This window comes from Halorussus litoreus (genome assembly GCF_003382685.1).
GTDB lineage: Archaea > Halobacteriota > Halobacteria > Halobacteriales > Haladaptataceae > Halorussus > Halorussus litoreus.
The window spans coordinates 50,139-72,087 of the sequence record NZ_QLVG01000033.1 but is presented as its reverse complement, the minus strand read 5'-3'; the positions used below and the strand labels follow the sequence as shown (position 1 = coordinate 72,087).

General features: G+C 67.0%; 26 protein-coding genes and 1 tRNA gene. 11 read left to right on the top strand and 16 right to left on the bottom strand.

The annotated features are described in order from the left end of the window. The first annotated feature begins 117 nt into the window (after positions 1-117). Positions 118-252, top strand: coding sequence for a hypothetical protein (locus DPQ64_RS19810; RefSeq protein ID WP_269814484.1), 135 nt, complete (start codon positions 118-120; stop codon positions 250-252). Positions 253-347: 95 nt separating this feature from the next. Here the strand turns inward: DPQ64_RS19810 and DPQ64_RS12270 are convergent, their stop codons facing one another. The 4 genes from DPQ64_RS12270 to DPQ64_RS12255 all read right to left on the bottom strand — a co-directional run bounded on the left by DPQ64_RS12270 (position 348) and on the right by DPQ64_RS12255 (position 3,044). After that, positions 348-761: a DUF7124 domain-containing protein gene (locus DPQ64_RS12270; protein WP_115864608.1), complete on the bottom strand. Its 414-nt coding sequence runs from the start codon at positions 759-761 to the stop codon at positions 348-350. A 202-nt stretch (positions 762-963) separates the two neighbouring features. Beyond that, positions 964-1,206 (bottom strand): hypothetical protein, encoded by a 243-nt coding sequence (locus tag DPQ64_RS18835; protein ID WP_157971689.1) that lies wholly within the window; start codon positions 1,204-1,206, stop codon positions 964-966. Positions 1,207-1,381: 175 nt separating this feature from the next. Further along, a complete protein-coding gene (locus DPQ64_RS12260) occupies positions 1,382-1,618 on the bottom strand; it encodes a DUF7120 family protein (RefSeq protein WP_115864607.1) in 237 nt (78 codons plus the stop codon). Positions 1,619-1,793: 175 nt separating this feature from the next. After that, positions 1,794-3,044: an NAD(P)/FAD-dependent oxidoreductase gene (locus DPQ64_RS12255; protein WP_115864606.1), complete on the bottom strand. Its 1,251-nt coding sequence runs from the start codon at positions 3,042-3,044 to the stop codon at positions 1,794-1,796. Positions 3,045-3,199: 155 nt separating this feature from the next. Here DPQ64_RS12255 and DPQ64_RS12250 point away from each other — a divergent pair, with 155 nt between their 5' ends. Next, complete coding sequence (locus tag DPQ64_RS12250; RefSeq protein WP_115864605.1) at positions 3,200-3,793, top strand: DUF6149 family protein; 594 nt, start codon at positions 3,200-3,202, stop codon at positions 3,791-3,793. Positions 3,794-3,912: 119 nt separating this feature from the next. Here DPQ64_RS12250 and DPQ64_RS18830 read toward each other — a convergent pair whose 3' ends face one another. Together DPQ64_RS18830 and DPQ64_RS12240 are read right to left on the bottom strand one after the other, a co-directional pair. Then, positions 3,913-4,623: a hypothetical protein gene (locus tag DPQ64_RS18830; protein WP_157971688.1), complete on the bottom strand. Its 711-nt coding sequence runs from the start codon at positions 4,621-4,623 to the stop codon at positions 3,913-3,915. A gap of 91 nt (positions 4,624-4,714) precedes the next feature. Then, positions 4,715-6,097 (bottom strand): NAD(P)/FAD-dependent oxidoreductase, encoded by a 1,383-nt coding sequence (locus DPQ64_RS12240; RefSeq protein WP_115864604.1) that lies wholly within the window; start codon positions 6,095-6,097, stop codon positions 4,715-4,717. 627 nt (positions 6,098-6,724) lie between these two features. Between DPQ64_RS12240 and DPQ64_RS12235 the strand changes: the two genes are divergently transcribed. Both DPQ64_RS12235 and DPQ64_RS12230 read left to right on the top strand, forming a co-directional pair. Then, positions 6,725-7,357 (top strand): FxsA family protein, encoded by a 633-nt coding sequence (locus DPQ64_RS12235; protein WP_115864603.1) that lies wholly within the window; start codon positions 6,725-6,727, stop codon positions 7,355-7,357. 118 nt (positions 7,358-7,475) lie between these two features. Continuing rightward, a tRNA-Ile gene (locus DPQ64_RS12230) sits at positions 7,476-7,549 on the top strand. A gap of 79 nt (positions 7,550-7,628) precedes the next feature. Here DPQ64_RS12230 and DPQ64_RS12225 read toward each other — a convergent pair. From DPQ64_RS12225 to DPQ64_RS12210, 4 genes are all read right to left on the bottom strand, one after another. Next, the gene (locus DPQ64_RS12225; RefSeq protein WP_115864602.1) at positions 7,629-8,363 is read right to left on the bottom strand and encodes a universal stress protein; all 735 of its coding nucleotides are present in this window, start codon (positions 8,361-8,363) and stop codon (positions 7,629-7,631) included. Positions 8,364-8,365: 2 nt separating this feature from the next. Further along, positions 8,366-9,796: an APC family permease gene (locus DPQ64_RS12220; RefSeq protein WP_115864601.1), complete on the bottom strand. Its 1,431-nt coding sequence runs from the start codon at positions 9,794-9,796 to the stop codon at positions 8,366-8,368. Positions 9,797-9,877: 81 nt separating this feature from the next. Further along, the gene (locus tag DPQ64_RS12215; RefSeq protein WP_115864600.1) at positions 9,878-10,309 is read right to left on the bottom strand and encodes a hypothetical protein; all 432 of its coding nucleotides are present in this window, start codon (positions 10,307-10,309) and stop codon (positions 9,878-9,880) included. Further along, on the bottom strand, positions 10,306-11,331 hold the full coding sequence (locus DPQ64_RS12210; protein ID WP_115864599.1) for a DUF7490 domain-containing protein: 1,026 nt from the start codon (positions 11,329-11,331) through the stop codon (positions 10,306-10,308). The genes DPQ64_RS12215 and DPQ64_RS12210 overlap by 4 nt, the downstream gene beginning before the upstream one ends. Positions 11,332-11,474: 143 nt before the next feature. Here DPQ64_RS12210 and DPQ64_RS12205 point away from each other — a divergent pair, with 143 nt between their 5' ends. Next, the gene (locus DPQ64_RS12205) at positions 11,475-12,260 is read left to right on the top strand and encodes an HAD-IIA family hydrolase (RefSeq protein WP_115864598.1); all 786 of its coding nucleotides are present in this window, start codon (positions 11,475-11,477) and stop codon (positions 12,258-12,260) included. A gap of 128 nt (positions 12,261-12,388) precedes the next feature. Here DPQ64_RS12205 and DPQ64_RS12200 read toward each other — a convergent pair whose 3' ends face one another. From DPQ64_RS12200 to DPQ64_RS12190, 3 genes are all read right to left on the bottom strand, one after another. Beyond that, on the bottom strand, positions 12,389-12,739 hold the full coding sequence (locus tag DPQ64_RS12200) for a VOC family protein (RefSeq protein ID WP_115864597.1): 351 nt from the start codon (positions 12,737-12,739) through the stop codon (positions 12,389-12,391). Positions 12,740-12,796: 57 nt separating this feature from the next. Beyond that, a complete protein-coding gene (locus tag DPQ64_RS12195; protein WP_115864596.1) occupies positions 12,797-14,041 on the bottom strand; it encodes a hypothetical protein in 1,245 nt (414 codons plus the stop codon). 311 nt (positions 14,042-14,352) lie between these two features. Beyond that, the gene (locus DPQ64_RS12190; RefSeq protein ID WP_157971687.1) at positions 14,353-14,742 is read right to left on the bottom strand and encodes a lamin tail domain-containing protein; all 390 of its coding nucleotides are present in this window, start codon (positions 14,740-14,742) and stop codon (positions 14,353-14,355) included. A 93-nt stretch (positions 14,743-14,835) separates the two neighbouring features. Between DPQ64_RS12190 and DPQ64_RS12185 the strand changes: the two genes are divergently transcribed. Both DPQ64_RS12185 and DPQ64_RS12180 read left to right on the top strand, forming a co-directional pair. Next, a complete protein-coding gene (locus DPQ64_RS12185; RefSeq protein ID WP_115864594.1) occupies positions 14,836-15,036 on the top strand; it encodes a hypothetical protein in 201 nt (66 codons plus the stop codon). Between the two features lie 75 nt (positions 15,037-15,111). Next, positions 15,112-15,372, top strand: a complete 261-nt coding sequence (locus DPQ64_RS12180; protein WP_115864593.1) for a hypothetical protein — start codon at positions 15,112-15,114, stop codon at positions 15,370-15,372. A gap of 67 nt (positions 15,373-15,439) precedes the next feature. Here DPQ64_RS12180 and DPQ64_RS12175 read toward each other — a convergent pair whose 3' ends face one another. After that, entirely contained in the window at positions 15,440-16,411 is a 972-nt protein-coding gene (locus DPQ64_RS12175) for a succinylglutamate desuccinylase/aspartoacylase family protein (RefSeq protein WP_115864592.1), read from the bottom strand. Positions 16,412-16,601: 190 nt separating this feature from the next. Between DPQ64_RS12175 and DPQ64_RS12170 the strand changes: the two genes are divergently transcribed. Next, positions 16,602-17,510, top strand: coding sequence for a carbohydrate kinase family protein (locus DPQ64_RS12170; RefSeq protein ID WP_115864591.1), 909 nt, complete (start codon positions 16,602-16,604; stop codon positions 17,508-17,510). Here DPQ64_RS12170 and DPQ64_RS12165 read toward each other — a convergent pair. After that, positions 17,507-18,067 (bottom strand): DUF7509 family protein, encoded by a 561-nt coding sequence (locus DPQ64_RS12165; protein WP_115864590.1) that lies wholly within the window; start codon positions 18,065-18,067, stop codon positions 17,507-17,509. The two genes, DPQ64_RS12170 and DPQ64_RS12165, sit on opposite strands and share 4 nt — an antisense overlap. A gap of 92 nt (positions 18,068-18,159) precedes the next feature. On the opposite strand from DPQ64_RS12165, the gene DPQ64_RS12160 reads away from it, so the two are divergent. Both DPQ64_RS12160 and DPQ64_RS12155 read left to right on the top strand, forming a co-directional pair. Beyond that, positions 18,160-18,576 carry an ArsR/SmtB family transcription factor gene (locus DPQ64_RS12160; RefSeq protein WP_232820569.1) on the top strand — a complete coding sequence of 139 codons (417 nt, stop codon included), beginning with the start codon at positions 18,160-18,162 and terminating at the stop codon, positions 18,574-18,576. Between the two features lie 69 nt (positions 18,577-18,645). Next, the gene (locus DPQ64_RS12155; RefSeq protein ID WP_115864589.1) at positions 18,646-19,377 is read left to right on the top strand and encodes a nucleoside phosphorylase; all 732 of its coding nucleotides are present in this window, start codon (positions 18,646-18,648) and stop codon (positions 19,375-19,377) included. A 5-nt stretch (positions 19,378-19,382) separates the two neighbouring features. On the opposite strand, the gene DPQ64_RS12150 is transcribed toward DPQ64_RS12155, so the two are convergent. Next, complete coding sequence (locus DPQ64_RS12150; protein WP_115864588.1) at positions 19,383-20,315, bottom strand: hypothetical protein; 933 nt, start codon at positions 20,313-20,315, stop codon at positions 19,383-19,385. Positions 20,316-20,495: 180 nt separating this feature from the next. On the opposite strand from DPQ64_RS12150, the gene DPQ64_RS12145 reads away from it, so the two are divergent. Next, the gene (locus tag DPQ64_RS12145; protein WP_115864587.1) at positions 20,496-21,920 is read left to right on the top strand and encodes a universal stress protein; all 1,425 of its coding nucleotides are present in this window, start codon (positions 20,496-20,498) and stop codon (positions 21,918-21,920) included. The last annotated feature ends 29 nt before the right edge of the window (positions 21,921-21,949 follow it).

The window sequence follows — 21,949 nt, the reverse complement described above, 5'->3', positions numbered from 1 at the left end:
CTTCCCAGACCGCGGTCAGAACTGCTCGACTTCGTGCTCTCCGGAACCCACTCGACGCCGCCACTTACCACACCAACTTTCAAATACGAGCACGCGCCAAAGCCGTCCTACCCATCGATGGCGAAGAAGATCTGTCTCTCCAGAGCGGCTCACGACCGGCTCAAGGAGCTCCGGCGCGACGGCGAGACGTTCTCCGAGGCGATCCTTCGCGTGTCGGAGGAACTCGGCGAGCGAGAGGGCCACTTCGGCTGACCGACGCTCCGCCGGAGCGAGCTACACGTCTCCAAGTCCGAACGAGGCACAGAACGGCGAGTAGTCCTGCCGGTCGAGTGGGCTTCGGATTTCCCTCACGGCCAGTCGTCGCGCTGGTCCGCCTCGGCCTCGTCGTCCGCCTCGTCGGTTTCCTCGGCGAGCGTCCACTCGGCTGCCTCGGCGGCCTCGGTCACGTCGAGGAACTCCCAGCCGTGCTCGTCGGCGAGATCGCGGTCCGCCTCGCCCGCGGAGACGAAGACGTGGCGGTCGGTGTCGAACTGCTCGCGGACGCTTTCGAGACTCTCGCCTTTCCCCTTCGGCCCGGAGAAGAAGTCCTGTCGGATGCGGTTCTTCCGGGTGAAGTTGGTCACGACGTAGGTCGGCTTGTCCGAGACCACGCCCACGTACTCGCTCCACCTGCGGGCGTCGCTGAACACCGTGCCGGGGTCCGCGAGTTCCTGCAGGGCCGAGAGTTCGAAGGCGAGGGTCATGTCGCCGCTTCCGTTCATACCCACCTCTCGGCGCGTGCGGGGCAAAACGGCTTCGGTCGCGGACTGAAGCGCGGTCGCTGGCTGGAACACCTTCCGTCGCGGACCAGTGCAGAAACCACGCGAACCCGGGTGCGGTGGCGGGGGGGGGGGGCCCCCCCCCCCCCCCCCCGGGGGGGGGGGGGCGGGGGGGCCCCCCCCCCCCCCACCGCACCCGGGTTGTTCAGACGAGCTCGAACTGGAGGTACTCGGAGAACACGACCACCGGTTCGTCCGCGAACAGTGCGGCCGTCTCGGGCGTGACCGCCACGCTGGCTCGGCCGTCGTAGTCGGCAACCAGTTGCTGGGCGGGCTCGGGCAACTCGTCGAAGTGCCGCACCGGCGCGCCCGATGGTGCGGACTCGGTCGGACGAACCCGGAGAGTCCGTCCGTCGCCGTCGGTCCGTGAGGTCGTGTTCGAATGCATGCTACATGGTACCAAATGACGTGGAGAATGTTAAACATTGCGGTGGCTGGAACCAACGGATCGATTCGGAGGAAACTGCTTGCGGGTACCGGGAACGGCCCGGAGCGGGCCGCAAACAGGGCTCAGAGCCGGCTGCAAACAGGACTTCGGAAAAGAATCGTCGCTCGAAACCGCTTCAGAACCGGTAGGCGTCGTCCTCGTCGCCGAGCGACCGCTCGGTGGTCTCCATCATCTCGTCGGCGAACTCCATCTCGTCGCGCTCCTTGGACTCCATCGTGGTCTGGTACTCCTTGATGCCGAGCGACAGGATCTCTTCGAGGGCCTCCTGTCGGTCCACGAACTCCTCCTGGGAGACCAGCTGATCAATCTGCATGTCCACGTCGTCCGACAGGGAAATTTCTAGCTGGGGCATACCTCGGCTGTAGCGGCCACGGACACTAAACCTTGGGGACAGTTGCGATTCGTTCCGGAACCGACGACCGAACCTATCCGCGTGAGACCCACATTCACACTCACCCCGAAGCAATCGTGGCTCTCGCGGGAAGAAGAGAACGGATAATCGAGAACGAAACGCCGGCGTCGCCGACCTACTGCTCCTGCGGGATCGCCAGCTCCTCGGGGTCGAAGTCCTTCTCCAGCAGGACCTCCTTCTGGTCGGCCACCTCGGCCTCCTGACGAATGAGATCCTTGTACTTGCCCTGCGGGGCGATGTCGCCGATGAGCACGCCGCCGATTAGCTTGCCATCCTTGAACGCGAGCCGCCGCCACTCGGTGTCGCTGTACTTGCGCTCGCACTCGTCGTCGCCGAGCGTCGGGAAGCCGAAGCTCAGGAACGGGAAGTCGAAGTGGGTGATGGAGTACGACGACACCCAGCGGAACTCCTCGGTCTCGTCGTCGGCGACCATGTTCTTGGCCGCGACCTGTCCCTGCTCTTTCGCCGAGCCCCACGAGCCGTTCTGGGCGTACTGGTCGAGGATGGTGTCGTAGTACCGGGTGATGTCGCCCGCGGCGTACACGTCGTCGAGGCTGGTCTGCATGTACTGGTCGACGACGATGCCCTCGTCCTCCTCGATGTCGGTCTCCTGGAGGTACTCGGTGTTGAAGTTCAGGCCGATGGCGACGCCGACGAACTCGCTGTCGTACTCCTCACCGTTGGCGTCGACGGTCGAGACGACCTGTCCGTCGTCGTCGGTCTCGAAGCGGTCGACGCCGCTCTCGAGCACGGGTTCGACGCCCTTCTCCGCGAGCGCGTCGTGGATGATCTCCGCGCCGTCGAGGCTCAGGCCGTAGCGCCACCAGCGGTTGCCCCGCATGATGTACTTGGCGTCGACCCCCTGTGCGGCGCACACCGCTGCGAGGTCGATGCCGAGCAGGCCCGCGCCGATTACGGTGCCCGTCTCGGCCTCGCTGGCGCCCTCCTGGATCTTCCGGGCGTCCTGGAACGTCCAGAAGTGGTGAATGCCGTCGGCGTCGGCGTTCTCGATGCCGAAACTCGACAGGCTCGCGGGGGTCCCACCGGAGGCGATCAGCAGCTTGTCGTACTCGAAGGTGCCGCTGTCGTGGGTGTGGACCTCGTGGGCCTCGACGTCCACGTCCGTGACGAACGTGTTGAGTGCGAGGTCGATGTCCCGCTCGGCGTACCAGTCCTCCTCGTGGATGGAGATGGGTGCTTCCGGCAGCTTTCCTTTCGCGAACTCCTTGATGAGGATGCGATTGTAGAGGGCTTCGCCCTCGTCGGTGATGACGGTCACCTCGGCGTCGGGGGCCTCCTCGCGGATGGTCTCCGCGGCCGAACTCCCCGCGATGCCGTCACCGATTATCACGAACGAATCGCTCATACTCAGGAGTTCATCTTCGGGGTTAAAGTGGGTTGCTATCTCCGTATCGTGTCAGAGAGTAGCGAGCAGGATTCGCCGGTAGTCGGCAGTCGCTTCCGACGTCACAGCTTCACGAACGGACGGGCTTTTGGGCGTCGCGCTCCAATCGACACCCCATGAAGATACGCCAGAACGTCCGTCACTTCGCGTCGCGGAAGGCGCTCGAACTGCCGGTGGTGTCCGACCTCGTGAAGGAGAAGCTCGTGGACATGCATACCGACATCTTCCTCCAGCGCGCCGACACAGACCAGCGGGAGGCCCGCCGCGACCGGCTCGACGCCTTCTTCGACGCCACGATGGACACCTACCTCGCGGCGCTCCAGCAGGGCGCGCCGGAGGCCGAGGCCCGCGAAATCACCCACGTGCAGGCCAACTTCGACTTCTACAACCACGGCTGGACCGAGATGATGGAGTTCCCGGTCGACGAGCTCGGCGACCACTACGACCGCTACGAGGCGTTCTTCGAGCGACACAGCATCTCCATCGACGACCCCCTCGGCGAGTTCGCGCCGTCGGGTGGTCTCCCGAAGGCCCCGTCGACCCCCGAGAAGCTCGACGAGCCCGAACACCCCTACGCGGAAGGCGGCTTCGCCGACGACGTGTACGTCGAAGGACCGGACGGCGAGGTTCGCGTCGGCGGTGGGGACGAGCCCGAAGAAGTAGACGTCTCACGAGCGCCCGGAGTCGACGACGAGGACGGCGACCGCTGAGGAGTCCGGAATCGGCTCGATTTCGCGCGGCGAAAATTTGGGCTGATTGGAGACAGGGCTAATCGGAGACGAAGTTCGAAAACGGTGAGTCGTCGGCTCGTCGTCCGGTCGGTGCGGAGTTACTCCTCGTTCTCGTCGTCGGACATCTCTTCGGCGCGCTCCTCGGCCTCGCGTTCGGCCTCCTCGATGGTCTCGCCGGCGCCTTCGATCTGGTCGGCGGCACCTTCGCCGCCCTCGCGGACGCGGTCGGCAACCTCTTCGCTGCCGGACTCGACCTGCTCGGCCGCCATCTCGCCGGTCTCCTCGATGCGCTCGGCGGCCTCCCCGGTCACGGACTCGGTCCGCCCCGCGGCCTCGCCCGAGCGCATCGCGGTCTCGTCGGCCACCTGGCGAGCGCGCTCGGTTGCCTGCTCGGTGATTTCGTCCACCGACCCCATTCGCCTGCGGACCGCGTAGCCGATCCCGACGACCGCACCGAGCAGGAACAGGGTCCGGAGCGTGCTTCGGCCGCCGCCGTCTCGGCCGCCGTCATCTCGGCCGCGCGCCGTCCGCCCCCGGCCCTCGCCAGTCGCCGCTAACCCCTCGTCCGTCGCCACGTCGCGAGCGCGTTCGGCGACCTGCTCGACCGTCGCGGACCGCCCGCTCCGACTGCCGAGTAGGGAGCCGATCGTCGCCCCGAGGTCGACCACGAGGAAGGCACGCCCCCGGTTTCCTCCCGACCCGTCGGATCCGGCCCGCTGCATAGCGGTCTTCACGGCCCGGACGGCACGCTCGCGGGCGTCGGTCGACTCTCGCTGTTCCCCTCGATCTCCCGTCAGAATACTGCTCATGGTAGTTCCCCACGACCTGTACGCCGAAATCGCGGAAAAGGCTTCGGGCAGGGGCGTAGCGCCTCGACGTGCTCAGTCCGCCCGAGCGACCTTAGTCCGACCGAACGATCTCCTTCCGGCCCGCAATCCGATCGGCGCACTCGTAGCCCGCGACGATGCCGCCGTTGAGGCTCCGCTCGGGATACTGCGCGCGGCTCGCCATCCCGGCGTAGTAGAGGTCCTCGGCCACCTCGTCGCCGAGGTCGTAGGGGATGACCGTGTCGAGGTAGCCCCGCTCGTAGATGGGCGCGGCGCGGGGGTTCTTGGCGAGTCGGAACTGCGTCACCGCCGAGCGGTCCCAGTCGGGGAACATCTCCTCGATGTGCCCCAACCACAGCTCCTCGACCTCGTCGGCGTCCATTCCCCAGAGGTCCTCCTCGTAGTCCTGGATGTAGCTGGCGACGTAGAGCAGGTGGTCCCCGCCGTAGTTCTCCGGGGGGATGTAGTTGGTGTGCTCGACCAGCGCGCCGAAGGGGGCGTCGTGGCCCACGTTGAGCCAGTAGGTGTCGGTGAGCGGCTCGTCCATCGTCACGAGCGCACAGACCGCCCTCTGGAAGTCGATGTCGCACTCGTAGCCACAGAGCGCTTCGAGCACGTTCGGCATCGCCGCGACGACCGCGCCGTCGACCTCGTGGGTCTCGGTGGTGGTCCCGCCGTCGGCCTCTGCTTCGACTTGCGTCGCCGCCGAGTCGGCTCCGTCGGCGACCGCAACCGTCAGCGACTCGACCGCGCCGTCCTCGACGCCGAGTTCCTCGACGCGAGCGTTCGTGGTGATGTTCTCCTCGCCGACCGCATCGACGAGCGCGTCGAGGAGTTGGCCGAACCCGCCTTCGAGGTAGCCCAGCGGCTCGCCCCGCAGCAGGTCGCGCTCGCCGCGGAACTTGATGCGGCCGAGCAGCCACGCCGCGCTCACGTCGTCCATCCGGTCGCCGAACTTCGCGCGGAGCAGCGGCTCGAAGAAGCCCTCGTACACACCCCGACTGGTGTGTTCAAGCAGGAACTCCTCGATGGGGACATCCTCGAAGTCCTCCAGATCCTCGTACGTGTCGAACTTCGGAATCCCGCCGCGCACGTCGATCTCCTGGGTGAGCATCGCGAGTCGGAACTTGTCGTAGACGCTCATCTTCGGGTAGGCGAGGATCTCCCACGGCTTGTCCATCGGGTAGACGGTGCCGTCCCAGTAGTAGGCGTTCTTGCCGATGGGCCACTCCAGATCGTCGCCGAGCCCCAACTCCTCGATGAGTTCGACGATGGTCTCCTCCGAGGCCGAGAGGTGATGGTAGAACTTCTCGATGGAGTCGCCTGCGGTCTCGTACACCGCGGCGAGCCCGCCGACCTGGTCGCTGGCTTCGAAGACCTGCACGTCGTGTCCGTGTTGCTGGAGGCGGTACGCGGTTGCGAGCCCCGCGATTCCCCCACCGACGACGCCAATCATACCACCCGATTCACCGGGCGTCGGCAAATGCCTTGTTACTCCGAGTAACTTCTCTCGGGTTCGCGAGCATCGCCCCGCCAGTCGACACGTGACGTGATATTGTATTTTGACCCGGCGCGCGTTTGGGCGCGGCGCGTTCGCGCGTCGCGCCCTAGCGTGCGAGGTCTGCGCGAGTGAAACGAGGGCAGGCTCGGCAGTCGCAGCCCGCGCAGCGAAGGGAGTAGGACCGTCTTCCGGTGGACGAGCATCGCAGGCCGGAACGAAGTGGAGTCCTCGGGAGCGTAGCGACCGAGGGCTCGTCGGAGCTTGCTCCGACGGTGGGCGAGACGCGCAGGAGGCTGGGGAGGTGTGAGGCTCGCGGTCGCGGTGCGGTAGCGGTGCTGGGCGGTCACGCCGAGGCTCAAGCAGAAGCGAGCGCTCTCGTTACCAAAAATCATCGCAGTCGCGGTTGCAGTGCGGTCGCGGTGCAGTCGCGGTTGCAGTGCGGTCGCGATGCTGTGCGAGGCGGGTTCTCCGAGGCCAAACACGAACAGCGGTTTCCTCACAACCGCGAACTGATTCTCCCACAAGCGAACCGTCCCTACCTAAAGGGTTTTACCGCGTGACCGACTAGTCGCGAACAGGAAAATGCTGAAACGCGCCCTGATCGCGCTGTTGCTGATTCCCCTGCTGGACGCGCTGTTCCTCGTCTACGTGGCGACACAGCTCGGTGGCGTCCTCACCGTCGCGCTCGTGGTCCTGACCGCGCTGGTCGGGACGCTGTTCGTCCGGGCCGAGGGACGCCACACCATTCGGAAGCTCCAGCAGACGGTGGGGAAGGGCGAGGTGCCGACCGACGAACTCACCGACGGCGCGCTCCTCATCGCGGCGGGCGCGTTCCTGCTCACGCCCGGACTGGTCACCGACGCGCTGGGCTTCCTGCTGGCGTTCCCGCCCACGCGGATCCTCTTCCGCGAGGCGGCCCAGCGCTGGGTCGTCGAGCCCTACGTCGAGAAGAAGACCGGCGGCTTCGCCACCGGCAACGTGTACACCTTCGGGTTCCCGAACGCCGAGGACGTGGGTGCTGGTGGAGGGAACGCCGGTCCGGGAGCGGGCGGAATGGGTGGCACGGGAGGAATAGGCGGCCCCGGAGGGATGGGCGGCACCGGTGGCGTCGGACGTTCGCGCGAGGACACCGTGTCGGACGACTCCGAGGACACCGTCCGGATGGACGACGACTCGTACGACATCGAATTCGAAGACGACGAGTCCGAAAAGTAGTCACAACAGGCGGTAGCAGTCGGATCCCTTTCCGCAAAACTCCGTGAGGGCGTGCCGTACTCCTGCCGAAAGGAAACGCTTAAACGTTCGACGGGGCAACCTCAGAATGCGCCAATTCGGGCCAATAGCTCAATTAGGTTGAGCGCTCGGCTGATAACCGGGAGGTTCGCGGTTCAAATCCGCGTTGGCCCACTGTTCTGTTTCGGTCAGTTATTATCCCGCAGAAATTTGGCTTCTCGTACTTCTCATCCAGGCAATCTCGGACCCAGAGTTACTCCTCCGGAGTGGTCGACGCTGCGTCGCGTTGAACGACGAGGACGGGACCGAGAAACCGGTCGGCAACCTGGTCGGCCGGCATGCCGAACACGAACGTCGCTAGAGACGGGTCGGTTTCACCCATGACGACCACATCGAACACCTCGGACGCGTCGGTGATCGCATCGAGGGTGTCCGTATCGCGCTCGACGCGCGTCTCGATTCTCGGCGCGTCCACACCCAGGTCATCGAGTCGGTCGACCAGTCCATCGAGCAGTGTCCCGACATCCTCGTCGGTCTCCTCGTCTTCGGCGACGTGGTACAGCGTCACCGACGCGTTCGTCTCACCGAACACGCCTGCGACGACGCGGGCGAGGCGGTCGACCCCGACGGTCCCACGGACTGCGACGAGCACGTCTTCGACCGGTCGCGTCGCGTTCGGGACGAGCACGGCCAGACAGTCGTGCTCGGCTATCGTCCGGTCGATGGTCTTCTGGCCGTCGTGGGTGAACACGAGTCGTCGCTCGACGGTCGCACCCGCCTGCTCGAATAGCGACCCGTACGCTTCGAGCCGGTCGGTCGCGCGCTCTTCGAACTGCATCCGGGCCTGTCCCGGGGCGGTCTGTTCCGGGATAACGTGATATCCCAGCAGGACGACGTGAGCGTTCGCGAGGAGTTCGGACACTCCTTCGGGAATCGATTCTCCTTCGAGCACGCGGATCGGGACGAGTATCGATGGTCTGTCTGTCATCGTCAGATGTCTCCTTTGAGGGTAACGCTTCCAGCGTAATATCGGTACCAGAGGTAGGACGCGGCCATCACCACGACACCGATGGCGATCGAGGCGCGTTGCATGAAGACGATCAGCCCGAAGCTAGCGAGTGCACCCACTGCCGGCACGACCGGATAGCCCGGGACGCGGTAGCTAGGCGAGTACCACTCCGGATTCCGTCGGCGCAACACGATCAGGGCGACGCACATCAGACCGTACATGATCAGGTGGAGGAACGAGGCGACCTCCGCGAGCAGTTCGACCCGACCGGTCCCGACGAGGACCAGAATCGGCCCTCCGGCGGCGAGCAACGCGACGTGTGGCGTGCCGTATCGGAGGTTGACCTCGCTCGCTTTCCGTGGGAGCAAGGCGTCACGGCTCAACGCGTACACCGCCCGCGAGGCGCTGAGGATCGACGCGTTCGCGCTCGAGAACGTCGCCAACAGCCCGGCACCAAGGATCGCAACCGCGCCCGGCAATCCGAGGAAGTCGCGGGCGACCTCGACCATCGCAGTCTCCCCGAACTGCCCCAGCCGATCCGCGCCGAACGCACTGGTCGCGACGAAGATCGTCACGACGTAGAAGACGGTGACGATCACGACGGACCCGACCATCGCTAGCGGGAGGTTCCTGCCCGGTCGTTTGATCTCGCCTGCGACAGTCGCGACCTGAGCGAACCCCAGATACGAGGTGAACACGAGCGCCGCGGTCGTCAGGACGGGAAAGTACCCCCGAGAGAAGAACTCCTCGGGGACGCTTCCGCCGCCGAAGACGCCTACGGCGTCGAGGACGCCGTAGGAGAGAAACCCCGTCAGCACCACGAGCAAGATCCCCACGACCACGTTCTGGATCTTGGCCGTGTTCTCGGTGCCGCCGATGCTCAACGCGGTCAGCCCCACCCCGAACAGCAGTCCGATTCCGGTGACGGGGCTGAACGGGAGTTCGACCCCGAGCTCCACGAACACGGCGCTCGCGTAGTGGCCCAGCCCGACCAGATAGAACGCGGAGGCGAACATCAGGCCCAGCCAAAGTCCGAGGCCGACGACCGCCCCGTACGCCGTTCCCATGCTCCGCGAGATGAAGTAGTAGCCACCACCGCTCCGGGGCATCGCGGTGGCGAGTTCCGAGGTCGGAAGCGCCACGAGCAACGCGATCAGCCCACCGATCACGAACGAGAGCGTGGCCGCGAGACCGGCATTGTCGGCGGCTAACCCCGGGAAGACGAAAATCCCCGCGCCGATCATGGTGCCGATACCGATAGCCAGTCCGCCGACGAGCCCGATGGTCCGTTCGAGTTCCACCTCGTCGTCGTGGACCGTGACGTCGTCGGTGACTGCCTCCGGTTCCTCGACGGGAGCCTGGCCAGCGACGTTTTGGCCCGTGGATTCGACATCGACGCGTTCGTCGGCCATGCTCCTATGGTTGTTTCAGCCGCCGGATAAAACCGCCGGCGGGGCGTGCGCCGATCGCGCCCTCCTCGGTCTCCGACCCCACTACTCCCCGCTCAGCTCCCGCACGCACCACGAGATTCCGATGCCAGCGACCAACAGCACGACAACGTTGAACGCCGCCCGGAACAGCGACCGGTACTCCTGCGCGACGAAGGTGTTGATGGTCTGGTTCACGCTTCCGTACAGTTGGATCACCGCGACCACCGCCAGCAGCGCGAACAGCGCTAACGCGCCCCGGTAGAGGTTGCGCCGGATCGCGAGGTCGGTCGCCGATTCGTCGGGCATGTCGGTGTTGGCGTCGCTCATGGGTTCATCGCGTGGTGGTCGCTCGGAATCGGAGTCGTTCGTGCGCTCGGCCGTCTGGTCGCTCTGGCTCGGATTCCCGCCCGCGTCCGCCTCCTCGCGCTCGCTCGCGTCTTCACGTTCGCTCGCGTCTTCGTCTTCGCGCTCGTCCGCCCGCGCGTCAGCGGTCATGCTCGCCTCCGTGCGAGGAGCAAGCCACCGACCAGCGCCAGCAGAGCTACGACCGGCGTGAAGCCGGGGACGCCGCCCGCGCCGCCGTCGCGCTCGCTGGTCGTCCGCTCCGGTCGGTCGTCCTCGCGCTGGTCGTCCTCGAAGTCGCCCACCTCGATGCCGACCTCGCGGACCGTCTCGTTGGCTTCGAGCGTCTCGGTCGGGTTCAGGTTCGCGACGCTCCGGGCCGTCCCGACGATGACGCCGTCCTTCCACAGCACCGCGTCGAGGTAGTAGTTGTAGCCCTCGGGGACCGCCAGTTCCGCGCCGGGCGAGGCGGTCCGGCCCGGCCGGATGGCTCCCACCGCGACCGCGCGCCGGTCGGCGACGATGTTCGAGTCGGCCTGCCGGACGGTGAACACTACCCTGAGCTCCTCGGATGGCACGTCGCCCTCGTTGGTGAGGAACGTCGAGACGTTCAGCGTCGTGCGGTTGCCCTCGGCGCTCGCTACGGTGTACTCGACCGGCGGGAGGCCGTCGCTTCCCTGCCAGTGGAACCGGACGTCGGTGTCGGCGTACGCCGGCGTGAGCGTGCCGACGCCCCGGACCGACTTCTGCCCCTCTGCGATGCGCTCGCCGTCGCGGTACACCACCGTCTCGATGCGGTAGCCGCCCGCGCGCTCGACGGTGAGATTCTGGACGACCGACACCTCGCGCTCGCCGGAGATGGTCGGGACCGCGGCCTCCGCGGTGGTCTCGACCAGTCCGGATTCGAGGTGGACCGCCCGGACCCGCATCGTCACGTTCTCGGACTCGCTGTTCGAGCTCACCACGGAGTGTTCGAGCCGGGTGTCGACCGACAGCGTCGCCGTGCCGCCGGTCACCTCGCCGGGCGAGATGGCGACCTCCTGAATCGAGAGATGGCCGGGCCGCACCGGGTCGTCCTCGGACACCGCTATCGCACCGGGGACCGCGGCGGCGGCGACCAGGGCTATCGCCACCACGACCGCCGCGCCGCCCGCCAGCATCGTCTCGCGTTTCATATTTGCTGGCTCACAGGAGCGGCTGAAGTGTTTTGTGGTGACCGCACGACGCCTGAGGTCGTCGGGAGACAGAGCCCGGTCCTCGGTCGAGCGTGCGATTCGGGTGGACAGACCCTTGGTCTCCGGGGCCGTACCCGGAAGCGATGACCGTTCGGAGCGTCGTCCTCGACGTGGATGGCACCCTCGTCCGCGGTGACGAACCGATACCCGGTGCCGTCGAGGCGGTCGACCGCCTTCGCGAGCGTGGCCTCGACGTGCTCCTGCTGTCGAACAACCCCACGCGGTCCCCGGCCGACTACGCCGACTGGCTCGCCGACCTCGGCTTCGCGGTCGCCCCCGACGACGTGCTCACCTCCGGCGCGCTGACCGCCGACTACGTGGCCACCGAGTACCCCGACTGCGGGACCTACCTGCTCGGCGAACCCGGACTCCGGGAGATGCTCGCGGCTCGCGGGATTCCACTCGTCACCGATCCCGAGGCTGCTGACGTCGTCGTCGCCTCCATCGACCGGGAGTTCACCTACGGCCGACTCCGGAACGCGCTGTGGGCACTCGACGGCGCGGCCTTCGTGGCGACCGACCCCGACCGCACGATTCCCGCGCCCGACCGTCCGGTACCCGGGTCGGGCGCTATCGTCGCCGCGCTGGCCGAGGCCGCCGACCGCGACCCGGACGCGATGCTGGGCAAGCCGGCGGCCACGGCAGCCGAGGCGGTCGAGTCGCGGGTCGCCGGTGAGGGCGAAGCGGTGTTGATGGTCGGCGATCGACTCGACACCGACGTCCTGCTGGGCGATCGGGCGGGGCTGACGACCGCGCTCGTGCTCTCGGGCGTCACGACCCGGGCCGACTCCTCGGAGGTCGCGCCCGACTTCGTCCTCGATTCGGTGGCCGACGTGGTCGATCTGTTAGACCGAAAGACTCGGCCGTAAGCGTTCACGAAACGCGGGCTTTCGCGACTGGACGACCGACGAGCGCCAGTAGTACGTGGCGGAAGTATGCCACGTTGTGTCCCCTGTCTCCCACCCGGTGTCGGGAACGACCCGAACGGTCCGGGGAGCTACACCTCGTCGGTCGGATGGAGGAACGTCTGGAACTCGATGGCCCGACCGTCCGGGTCCTCGGCGAAGAACTGGTAGATGTCGTACTGCTCGTTCTCGTGGGGTTGCTCGCGGGCGCGGTCGGCCAGCGTCTCGTGCATCTCGTCGACGCCCTCGCGGTCGGGGGAGACGAACGTCACGATGCCCTCGGTGTCGGGCGACTCGCGCTCGCAGAACCCCAGCAGTTGGTTGTCGTACTTCAGGATCGTGCAGTCGGGCTGTTCGAGCCAGACGCTCGCGCCGACCGTCTCGGCGTAGAAGTCGACGATTCGATCCAGATCCGTCGTGGCGAAGAAGGTGATCGCGCTCACGGGCGGGACGTCGCGGTCACTCGGCAAAAATCCGGCGCTCGGAGCGGAACCCTGGCGTCAGACCAGATGCCCGCCGATCACGACCGCGACCCAGAACACCGCGCCGAGACGGAGGGTCGACGGCCACCGTGCGGTCGCTCCCTCCCCCTCATCATCGCTGGCGCTCTCCCCGTTCCCGTCGTCACCGCGAGAGGCTGCCCCGGCCGCGAGGAGTGCGCCCGCCGCGACGACCGCGACGCGGTGGACTGCGACCGGAATCGGAAGTACGGCGATTTCGAGGCAGGCGTAGTCGAGCACCACGCCGACCCCGACGCCGACCCCCGCGAGCGCGCCCGCCTCCGTCGCGGGCAGGCGACGCCCCAGTCGGTAGGCGGCCAGCGGAATCCCCGCGACCAGCACCGGGTACCAGATCGCGACCACCGCGTCGGTCGACAGCCACGGGAGGTGTCGCTCGAACAGGATGCCGCCGGCTCTGACGACCAGCGGGAGCGCCGCCAGCGTCCCCGCGAGCGCGAGTCGTCTCACGTTCCGCGCCGTGGGGCGCAGCCGGAGCCGGCCCCGCGCCAGCAGGGGAGCCAGCGAGAGCGCGACCACTGTCGCCCACCCGTCGGCGTCGTAGGTATCGCCGTTGTCGTAGTTCACCCGCCGGACGGCGAACGCCGACTCGCCAAGAAAGCCCGTCTCGACCCGGATCTGGGCGGTTTCGACGCTGTCGACCGTGTGCGTGATCGTGAACCAGTCCCAGTGCTCGGCGTGGGCCTGCACCGCGGTCCAGTCGCCGTTCGGCGGGCCGTACGCGCGGAGGTGGTACCGTGCCCCGAAGTACGACCCGCGGTGGAGCTGGTAGCGCTCGGCGAGCCACCCTTCACCGTCCACGTAGGTGTAGCGGGGCGCACCCGGAGCGTCCAGCCACGGCACGCGTTCGGCGTCGACCGGCGGGTCGGTCGCGGCGTCCGCGACCCGCGAGTCGTCGGCGTCGCCGCCCGCGCTCCGATTCCACGAGCGCTCGTCGGCGAGATACTCGCGGACGCTGGCCGGGTCGGTCCGGACGACGACGTTGATGGAACTCGCCGGCCGGTCGAACGACCGCTCCGGCCCGACGTACGGCCACAGCCGGTCGTCGCCGACCTCCACCAGCGCGGGCTTCTCGCCGTCTGGCGTCCCGACGCCGTCGACTCCTTCGACCGACAGCGCCCCGACCGGCGTCGTGGGGACGAGGACGGCCGCCCCGACCGTGACGAGGACGACCGCTGCGACCGCGACGAGCGCGACGGCGAACGCGACACCCGTCGTTCGGCGCATGGGCCGCGGTTCTCGGAGACGGTACAAGTAAGTATTGACGAGGGGGGAGCCGTATAGAGCCGTCAGAGCGGTACAGCGTACAATTAGCGAGCCTTTTGGGGAGTGGGCGTCTCGAACTCACTGTGTCGCGTCCCACTCCCCACGCCTCGAAACGCCGCGGGCGCGGCACCTGTCGTCTGCGCCGCGACAGCGCTACAGTAAACAGCCGCTGACGCTACAGCCAGTCAGTCGTCGACGTTACAGCCCGTCGGCGAAAGTCTGTCGTCGATCCCGCGGTCTCCATCTCTTTCCCCCGTTTTCGAGACACGACCCTACTCGATCACTCCCGCGCCGAGGACGAAGCCGTCCGGGAACTGGTAGGAGTAGCCCGCCTCGTCTTCGAGCGTCCAGCGGGTGAGGTCGAGGCTGCTCGACCCGTCGTTGCGCACGTCGACGTACTCGTCGTTGAGCGTCTCGCCGTCCTCGCTGATGGTCGGGATGGAGACGGCGTAGTCCGACTCGTCGGGCGTGTACGGGGTGAACAGCGGGAACGAGGTGTCCAACGCCGTGGTCTCGAACACCGCGGCGTCGGCTCCGACCGGGGTGGTCGAGTCCCGAACCTGATCGGCGTTGACTCGCAGGTCGGTGCCGAGTCTGGCCGCGAGGTCGTTGACGTTCGCCCGGGCGGTCGCCGAGGTCTTGCCGCTTCCCAGCAGGACCACCGCACCGCCGCCCGAAACCGAGTGGTTGACTTTGTTCGAGTCCGTATCGCCGACCGTGACGGAACGAACAGGTAACCGCTGGGGTGACCGCTGATGGGCCGAGCCGAGAAGATCCGATTCGGACTGGCGCTCACGCTCGGCGTCATGGTACCGGGGCTGGGAAAGTACGCCCTCACGAGCGTCGGCTATCCGACGGTCGGGTCGGCGGTGTGGGCCACCGGCTACCTGACCGCGGTGGTCGCCATCTGGTACGTCTGGATTCGACCCATCGACTTCAGCGGGGCGAGCGGCTGACCGCGGAGCGGGGCAGGGGGCTGACCGCGGGATAGCGGAACTTTAAAGGGTATTTCGGGGTGACTTCCGATAAGGATGATAGAGTTCGCGCCACTGCCGCTCATCGACGACTTCCTGATACAGTACAACGTCGGGCAGGCGTTGTTGTTGCTGTTCGTGCTGTCGATACTGGCGGCCATCCCGCTCGGCTCGCGGAAGGTGCTGTCGCTGAACGCGATCACGTTCGGACTGCTGTTCGTGCTCACGCCGGCGAGCATGGTACCGCTCCAGTTCAAGTACCTCGGCATCGCCCTGCTCGTCGTCGCGCCCCTGCTGTACGTGACCGCGAGCCGATAACCCCTCTCTACTTCGCCGACTTCTCCGTTTTCGACTTCCTCTTTTCGGCCTTCTTCGACTTTTCCGCCTACTCCTCGCGTACGAGTGCCACGTTCACCAGCGACGAGCCGCCGCTGACCGTCGCCTCCTGGGTCAGTGCGTAGAGGATCCCCGCCCTGTCGGTCTCGACCTCCTGAAAGACCCCGAACGTCGTCGGGTCGTAGAGGGTGCCAACGCGCTCGCCCGCGTCCACGCGCTCGCCGACCGACCGGTCGGGGTCGGCGCGAAACAGTCCGGACTCGTCGGCAGTCACGCGCCCGAGGTGGTTGCGGGCCACGACGCACTCGCCGTTCGGCTCGGGCTCGCCGTCGAGCAGGCCGAGATGCCGGAGCGCGTTCACCGTGCCCGTCACGCCGGTCTCGACGGCGTCCTCGACGAGCTGCTTGTTGTGGGCCAGCTCGGGCGTTATCGTCGGGACGCCCTCGCGCGCGGCCGCGACCCGGAGCTTGCCGCCGAAGTCCCGGGCGGCCCACTCCTCGTCGGCGTCCTCGCCTGCCTCCTCCGACAGCAGGAGGTCGGTCCCGAACGCCTCAGCGAGGCTTCGAGAGGCCTCGTGGCCCTCGGTGAACACGACGTGGGTCAGCATGTCCGGGCTCCCGGTGTGGAGGTCGAGCACCGCGTCGGCATCCTCGACGTACTCCCACAGCCGCGCGGCCATGCGCTCGTGGACCGAGCCCTCGCTGTCGCCCGGCCACACCCGGTTCATGTTGGGGTTCACGCTGTCGAGTTGCTCGGGCGTGGTGTACGACACCCGGTCGAACGTGAGCGGGTCTGCGACGGGGACCGCGATCAGTTGCCCGGCTAACTCCCACTCGCCGCCCGTCAGCCGGTCGTGAATCCGCCGGAGCACCTCGGTGCCGTTTATCTCGCGGCCGTGCTGGGCGGCCTGCGCGTAGACGGTCGGCCCGTCGCTGGACCCGTCGTAGGTGTGGACGGTCGTCTCGATCTCGACGCCGGAGGGGAGTCGCGCGAGCGTGACGCGCTCGGCGGTGTGTTCCATGTCCGTCGTCTCGGGGGGCCGGCTGTTCAAACTACTGTTCGGAGGCTTCGACCCTCGATTCCCCAGTTCGTCCACCAGAATTTTGACCGGCGGTTGCGTACGATAGGGACATGCATCTCGCGCCGGATATCTCCCAGTCTGCGAACCGCCCCATCCTCCAGTCTGCGAACCGCTCCCGCCCTTGCCAACTATGGTCGACGTGATCACCGCCGGGCACGTCAACTGGGACGTGACCCTCCGCGTGGACGCGCTCCCCGAACCCGACGGGGAGGCCCGCATCGACTCCCAGCGGCGCTCCGGCGGCGGCAGCGCCGCGAACGTCGCGGTCGCGCTGGCGGGGATGGCGTTCGACGCCGGCATCGTCGGGAGCGTCGGCGGCGACGACAGCGGGCTGCTCGCTCGCCGAGAGTTGACGTCGGCGGGCGTGGACTGCTCGCATCTACTGGAGGTCGGGGCCGGCGAGACCACCACGAAGTATCTCATCGTGGACGCCGACGGCGAGGTGATGGTGCTCGGCAACGACGGCGCGAACGAGATGGTCGCGCCCGACGACGTCGACCCCGAGTACGTTCGGCGAGCCGACCACTTGCACCTCACCAGCCAGCGTCCCGACACCGCGGCGGAACTCGCGCGGGTCGCCAGCGAGGCGGGCGTGACCGTGAGCTTCGATCCCGGACGGCGGCTCGCCGAGCGCGACTTCGCCGAGGCGCTGGCCTACTCGGACGTGGTCTTCCTCAACGACCGCGAGGCCCGAACGATCCTCGACGACGAACTGGCCCAGCCCGCCTCCGAACTCCATGGGCGCGTGGTCGTCATCAAGCAGGGCGAGGCGGGCGCGCAGGTCGACACCCCCGAAGCGTCGTTCGAGCATCCGGGCTTCGACGCCGAGGTCGTCGACACCACGGGCGCTGGCGACGCCTTCGCCGCGGGCTTTCTCGCGGTGCTCCTACGCGAGGACGGCGTGCTGCCGAAAGACGCCGACTACGAGCGCGCGCTGGAGTTCGCGAACGCCTGTGGCGCGCTGGCCGCGATGGAAGAGGGCGCGCGGACCGCCCCGTCGTTCGAAGACGTGGAGTCGTTTTTGGACGGGCAGTTCTAGAACGGCCTTCCGTCCGAGGAGTCGGTCTCGATTCGACCCTCTAGTTCACCGGTCAACGCACGACTGATGACGTTGGACACGAACTCCTGTATCTGATCGACGAGCGCGTCGATGTCGGTGTACGAATAGACGGTCACGTTCCAGCGTTGCGAGAGCGAATCGATCATCGCGCTACGAACCGCCTTTTCGTGTACGAAGAGGACTCGTTCCTCGATTTCCGCTGACCCCTCGTCGTAAATCCGTTCGAGAATAGCCCCGACTTCGATGCCGACCCCGAGGTTCTGTCCCCCGTACGGGGCGACGAACACGACCGCGTTGCTGGCGCGAGCGAACTCGATGCTCTGCGTCGCGGCGTCCATCTCCTCCAGTGGGACGTTCGCATCGATGGCGAGAAACGCGTTCACGCCGGGGTGGACGCGGAGTTCGTCTCTCACGTGCAACAGCGGGTCGAACGCTGATTCGTCCTCTTCGCCGTACTCTCCGTACGGACCCATCAGATAGACGAGGAACTGTTGGCGAGCGACGGCACCGAGTTCGTCGAGTAATCGACCACGCATGGGACTGGTTCGTCCCGTCCTCGGATTTAAAATCTAACTCAGTGAACGCTGAGTCAGTAATCATTAAGTCGGAAGGCGAACAAGAGTTCCACATGACCCAGTCAAGTTCGGACCCCGACCACGGAAGCGACTCCGTCTCTCGCGAAGACGGGCCGTCACCCGACCAGATTCTCCCCGACCCGAGTCTCCTCGACCTCCAGGATTATCTCGACATGCAGAGCGCCCTCGGGAACGAGACTCGGTTCCGAATCCTATACACGTTGAAATGTGAGGGGAACAAGAGCGCGAAGGAACTCCGCACTCGGCTCGGCGTCGCGGGGAACACGCTTCACTACCATCTAGACGAACTGGTGGACGTCGGACTCGTGGAGAATCGAATGCGAAACGAACCCGAGAAGGGCGGCGTGTACTCCTACTACCGGGCGAGCGCGATGGGTGAAGCCCTTCTCGAAGAGGGTATCGAGGAACTCATCCGGCGAGACTGGGAGTCCCTCGAACGCTACGCCTGACTCTCACCTACTCCAAGCCACCGTCTCGAACCCGCACGCTTTTTCTCCCGCTCGCGACAAGCAATCCGCATGGCAAAGCAGCCCCACCTCCTCGTGGAAGACGGTGACCTGAACGACGTCGCGCTCATCCCGGGCGACCCCGGCCGGGTCGACCGCATCGCGAACCTCTGTGACAGCTCCGAGGTCGTCGCGCAGAACCGCGAGTACAAGGTCGTCAACGCCACCTACGAGGGCACGGACCTCACCATCTGCTCGACCGGCATCGGCTGTCCCTCCGCCGCAATCGCAATAGAGGAACTCCACAACGTCGGCGTCGAGACCGTCATCCGGGTCGGGACCACCGGCGCGCTCCAGTCGGACATCGAGATCGGCGACATGATCGTCGCGACCGGCGCGGCAAAGAACGAGGGGACGAGCAAGCGCTACGAATCGGTCGAGTACCCCGCCGTGCCGGACTACGGCGTGCTCTCGGCCTTGGTCGATTCGGCGGAAGCGAATGACGAAGATGTGCACGTCGGCCCCATCGCCAGCGACGACGCGTTCTACGCCGAGACCGACGAGTACGTCGCCGCGTGGGAGGAAGCGAACATCCTCTCGGTCGAGATGGAGGCCGCGGCGGTCTTCTCGCTGACCCGCCGCCGGGACATGCGCGCGGGAGCCATCTGCACGGTGGACGGCAACCTCGTGGAGGGCACCCAGAAGGGCGAAACTGAAGACGACGAACTCCCGGAGAAGGCCAAGAACAACGTCGAGCGCGCCATCCGCATCACGCTCGACGCCGTGGTCGAACTGGCGGAGTAAGGGCGTCAGGACGGCGTGGTGGCGTCCTCCACGCTGACCGTGCGCTCGGTGGAGACGTGGCCCCGGACCGACAGCGTCACCGATTCGTCCTCGTACGTCGTGTAGCGGGTGTCGATGTCCAGCGACGCCGTCACGTCGTCGCCGGCCGCGACCGTCCGGTCGACGACGTGCGATTCGTCGTCGTCGGCTATCTGCTTGGTCGGCCAGTAGACGGCCGCGAGGAACCGGCCGTCGGTCTCGGAGCCGTTCGTGACTGTCAGCGACACCGACAGCGTCTCCCCTTGCGCGATCTCGTCCAGTACCTCCAGCGAATCGAGTTCGAATCGCGGTGCCGGCGCTTCGAGGCGCTCGCGCTGACTGGCGTCGAGCGGCCACTCGGTCGCGTCCGACCCCGCGAGTCGAATCCGCGGGTTCGACGCCGACAGCGGGGAGGGTACTGTGAACGCCAGATACGAGCGACCGTCTCCGCCGCCGAGGCGTCGACCGATAGGACCGCCGTCGCGGCCCGCGACCGAGCGGTTGATGGCCCCCGCTGTTTCGGGGAGTCCGGGCGTCCACGAGTCCGAATCGGTGACAAACGAGAAATCGGACTCCGAGAGTTCGCGGTCGGCACGGACCGACGCGACGACGTACTGTTGGCCGTCCCCGGCGAGGACGCCGCCAGAGCCCATCGTCGATTTGTAGGTGATCGCTTTCCGGACGACGATATTCTCGACGGTGACGCCGTCTTTCGTGGCGGACTCGTCGCGCTCTCGGGTGGTCGTCTCGCCGGTTTCGTCATTCGATGGGTCGCCTGTCGAGGCGTTCGTCCGAGTTTCGGTCGGTTCCTCCGTCGGCTCGTCGGTCTCGTTGGTCGGCTGCCCGGGCAACCGGGAGAGACAGCCCGCGCTACCGGAGAGACAGAGTCCACAGAGTGCGAGCACACGGCGGCGGTTCATACACTCCAGTTCACTATCCGGGGTAAAGTGCTTTCAGTAGGCTCAAAGAAGCGTTTGAACTATCGCCTCGATCCATGTCGTCTGACTCGCTACGGCGGGTTCTTGCGACGCGTCGAAATCACTGTATCGGCAGTGGCCGAGTGGATAGACATTTGACGCTCGGGCGGTGACGTGATACCAATGCTGGACGACCTCCGGGCGCGCTATCACGCCGTCCTCCGGCGGCTGCGTCGTATCGAGCGCCGCGAGGTCCGAGAGTTCCGGCGGTGGGTCGAGCACACCGCGAACCTCATCCACCTCTCGATACTCCTGTTCGTCCCGCTGCTCATCGCTGCGGTGACCGCGATCTCGAACTCGGTGGAACTGCTCCCGTTCGTGTTGTTCCCGCCGCTCGCGTCGGGCACGTTCACCCTGTTCGCCGACCCGGAGGGGCCGTACGCGTCGCCGACCACGTTCGTCGGCGGTCTGACCGCCGGTGCGGTCTGCGGGACGGCGGCCGTCTGGCTCGGGCTCCTGACGGGACTCCGGAACCCGCTCGGGTCGGCCGTCTTCGTCGTCTCGCCGACCGAAGCCGCGCTGGCCGTCTTCCTCACGGGCACGGTCACGTGGCTGCTCGACTTCGAGGAACCGGCGGCGTTCTCGACCGCGCTGCTCGCGCTCATCGCACCTGCCTTCAGCGACACCACCACGGTTCGGACGTTCTTCGTCCAGTACGTCGGCTCCGTGTTCGTCGCCAGCAGCCTCGTCGCCGCGGCGTTCCACCTCTGGCGACGAGAGTTCTACGAGCGCAGGTCGCAGTTCCTCTACGAGTCCACGAACGGCGACGACCACGTGCTGGTGCCGATGCGGGGCGACTGCGCGAGCGCGACGGCCACCTTCGGCGCGCGGCTCGCGGCGGCCCACGACGCGGGCAAGGTCGTCCTGCTCGACGTGGTCGAGGCGGCGTCGGCCGAGACCGAAGACGGCGAAGCGACCGACGAGTCGGTCGACCGACTCGAATCCGAGGCCGACCGCATCGAGACCGACGTCGGCGTCCCGTGCGAGGTGGTCGTCGCGGGCGACGGGACGGACCTCTCGGGAACGGTACTCCGAACGGCGCGCGAGACCAACTGCGACCTGATCGTCGCACCCTACGAGCAGACGGACGGGGCCCTCTCGTCGTTCGTCCACGGCCTGTTCCGGGGCGACGTGGACACCATCGCGTTCCGGTCCAGCCCGGAGAAGGAGGTCCGCGAGCGCTGGAAGCGAGTGCTCGTCCCCGTGCGCAGACCCGGCGACACCGCCCACCAGATGATCGACTTCGCGCGGCGGCTCACCGGCGAGTCAGGGAGCGTCAGCGTCTGCACCTGCATCGACCGCGAGGCCGAGCGCCGGTCGGCCGAGACGACGCTGGCCAACCTCGTGGAGACCTTCGAGGGAGCGTTCGAGACGAGGGTGTCGCGGTCGTCCATCGAGTCGTTCCTCGACGCCAACGACGCCCACTACGACCTCACCGTCGTGGGCGCGAGCACGGACCGGTCGGCGGCCTCCCGGTTCGTCTCGCCGCCGACGTTCGAGCGCTTGCACGAACTGGAGTGCGACGTGGCCATCGTCCACCGGGGATAGCTCCCTCTCGGCCCTCACGGACCGGGGGT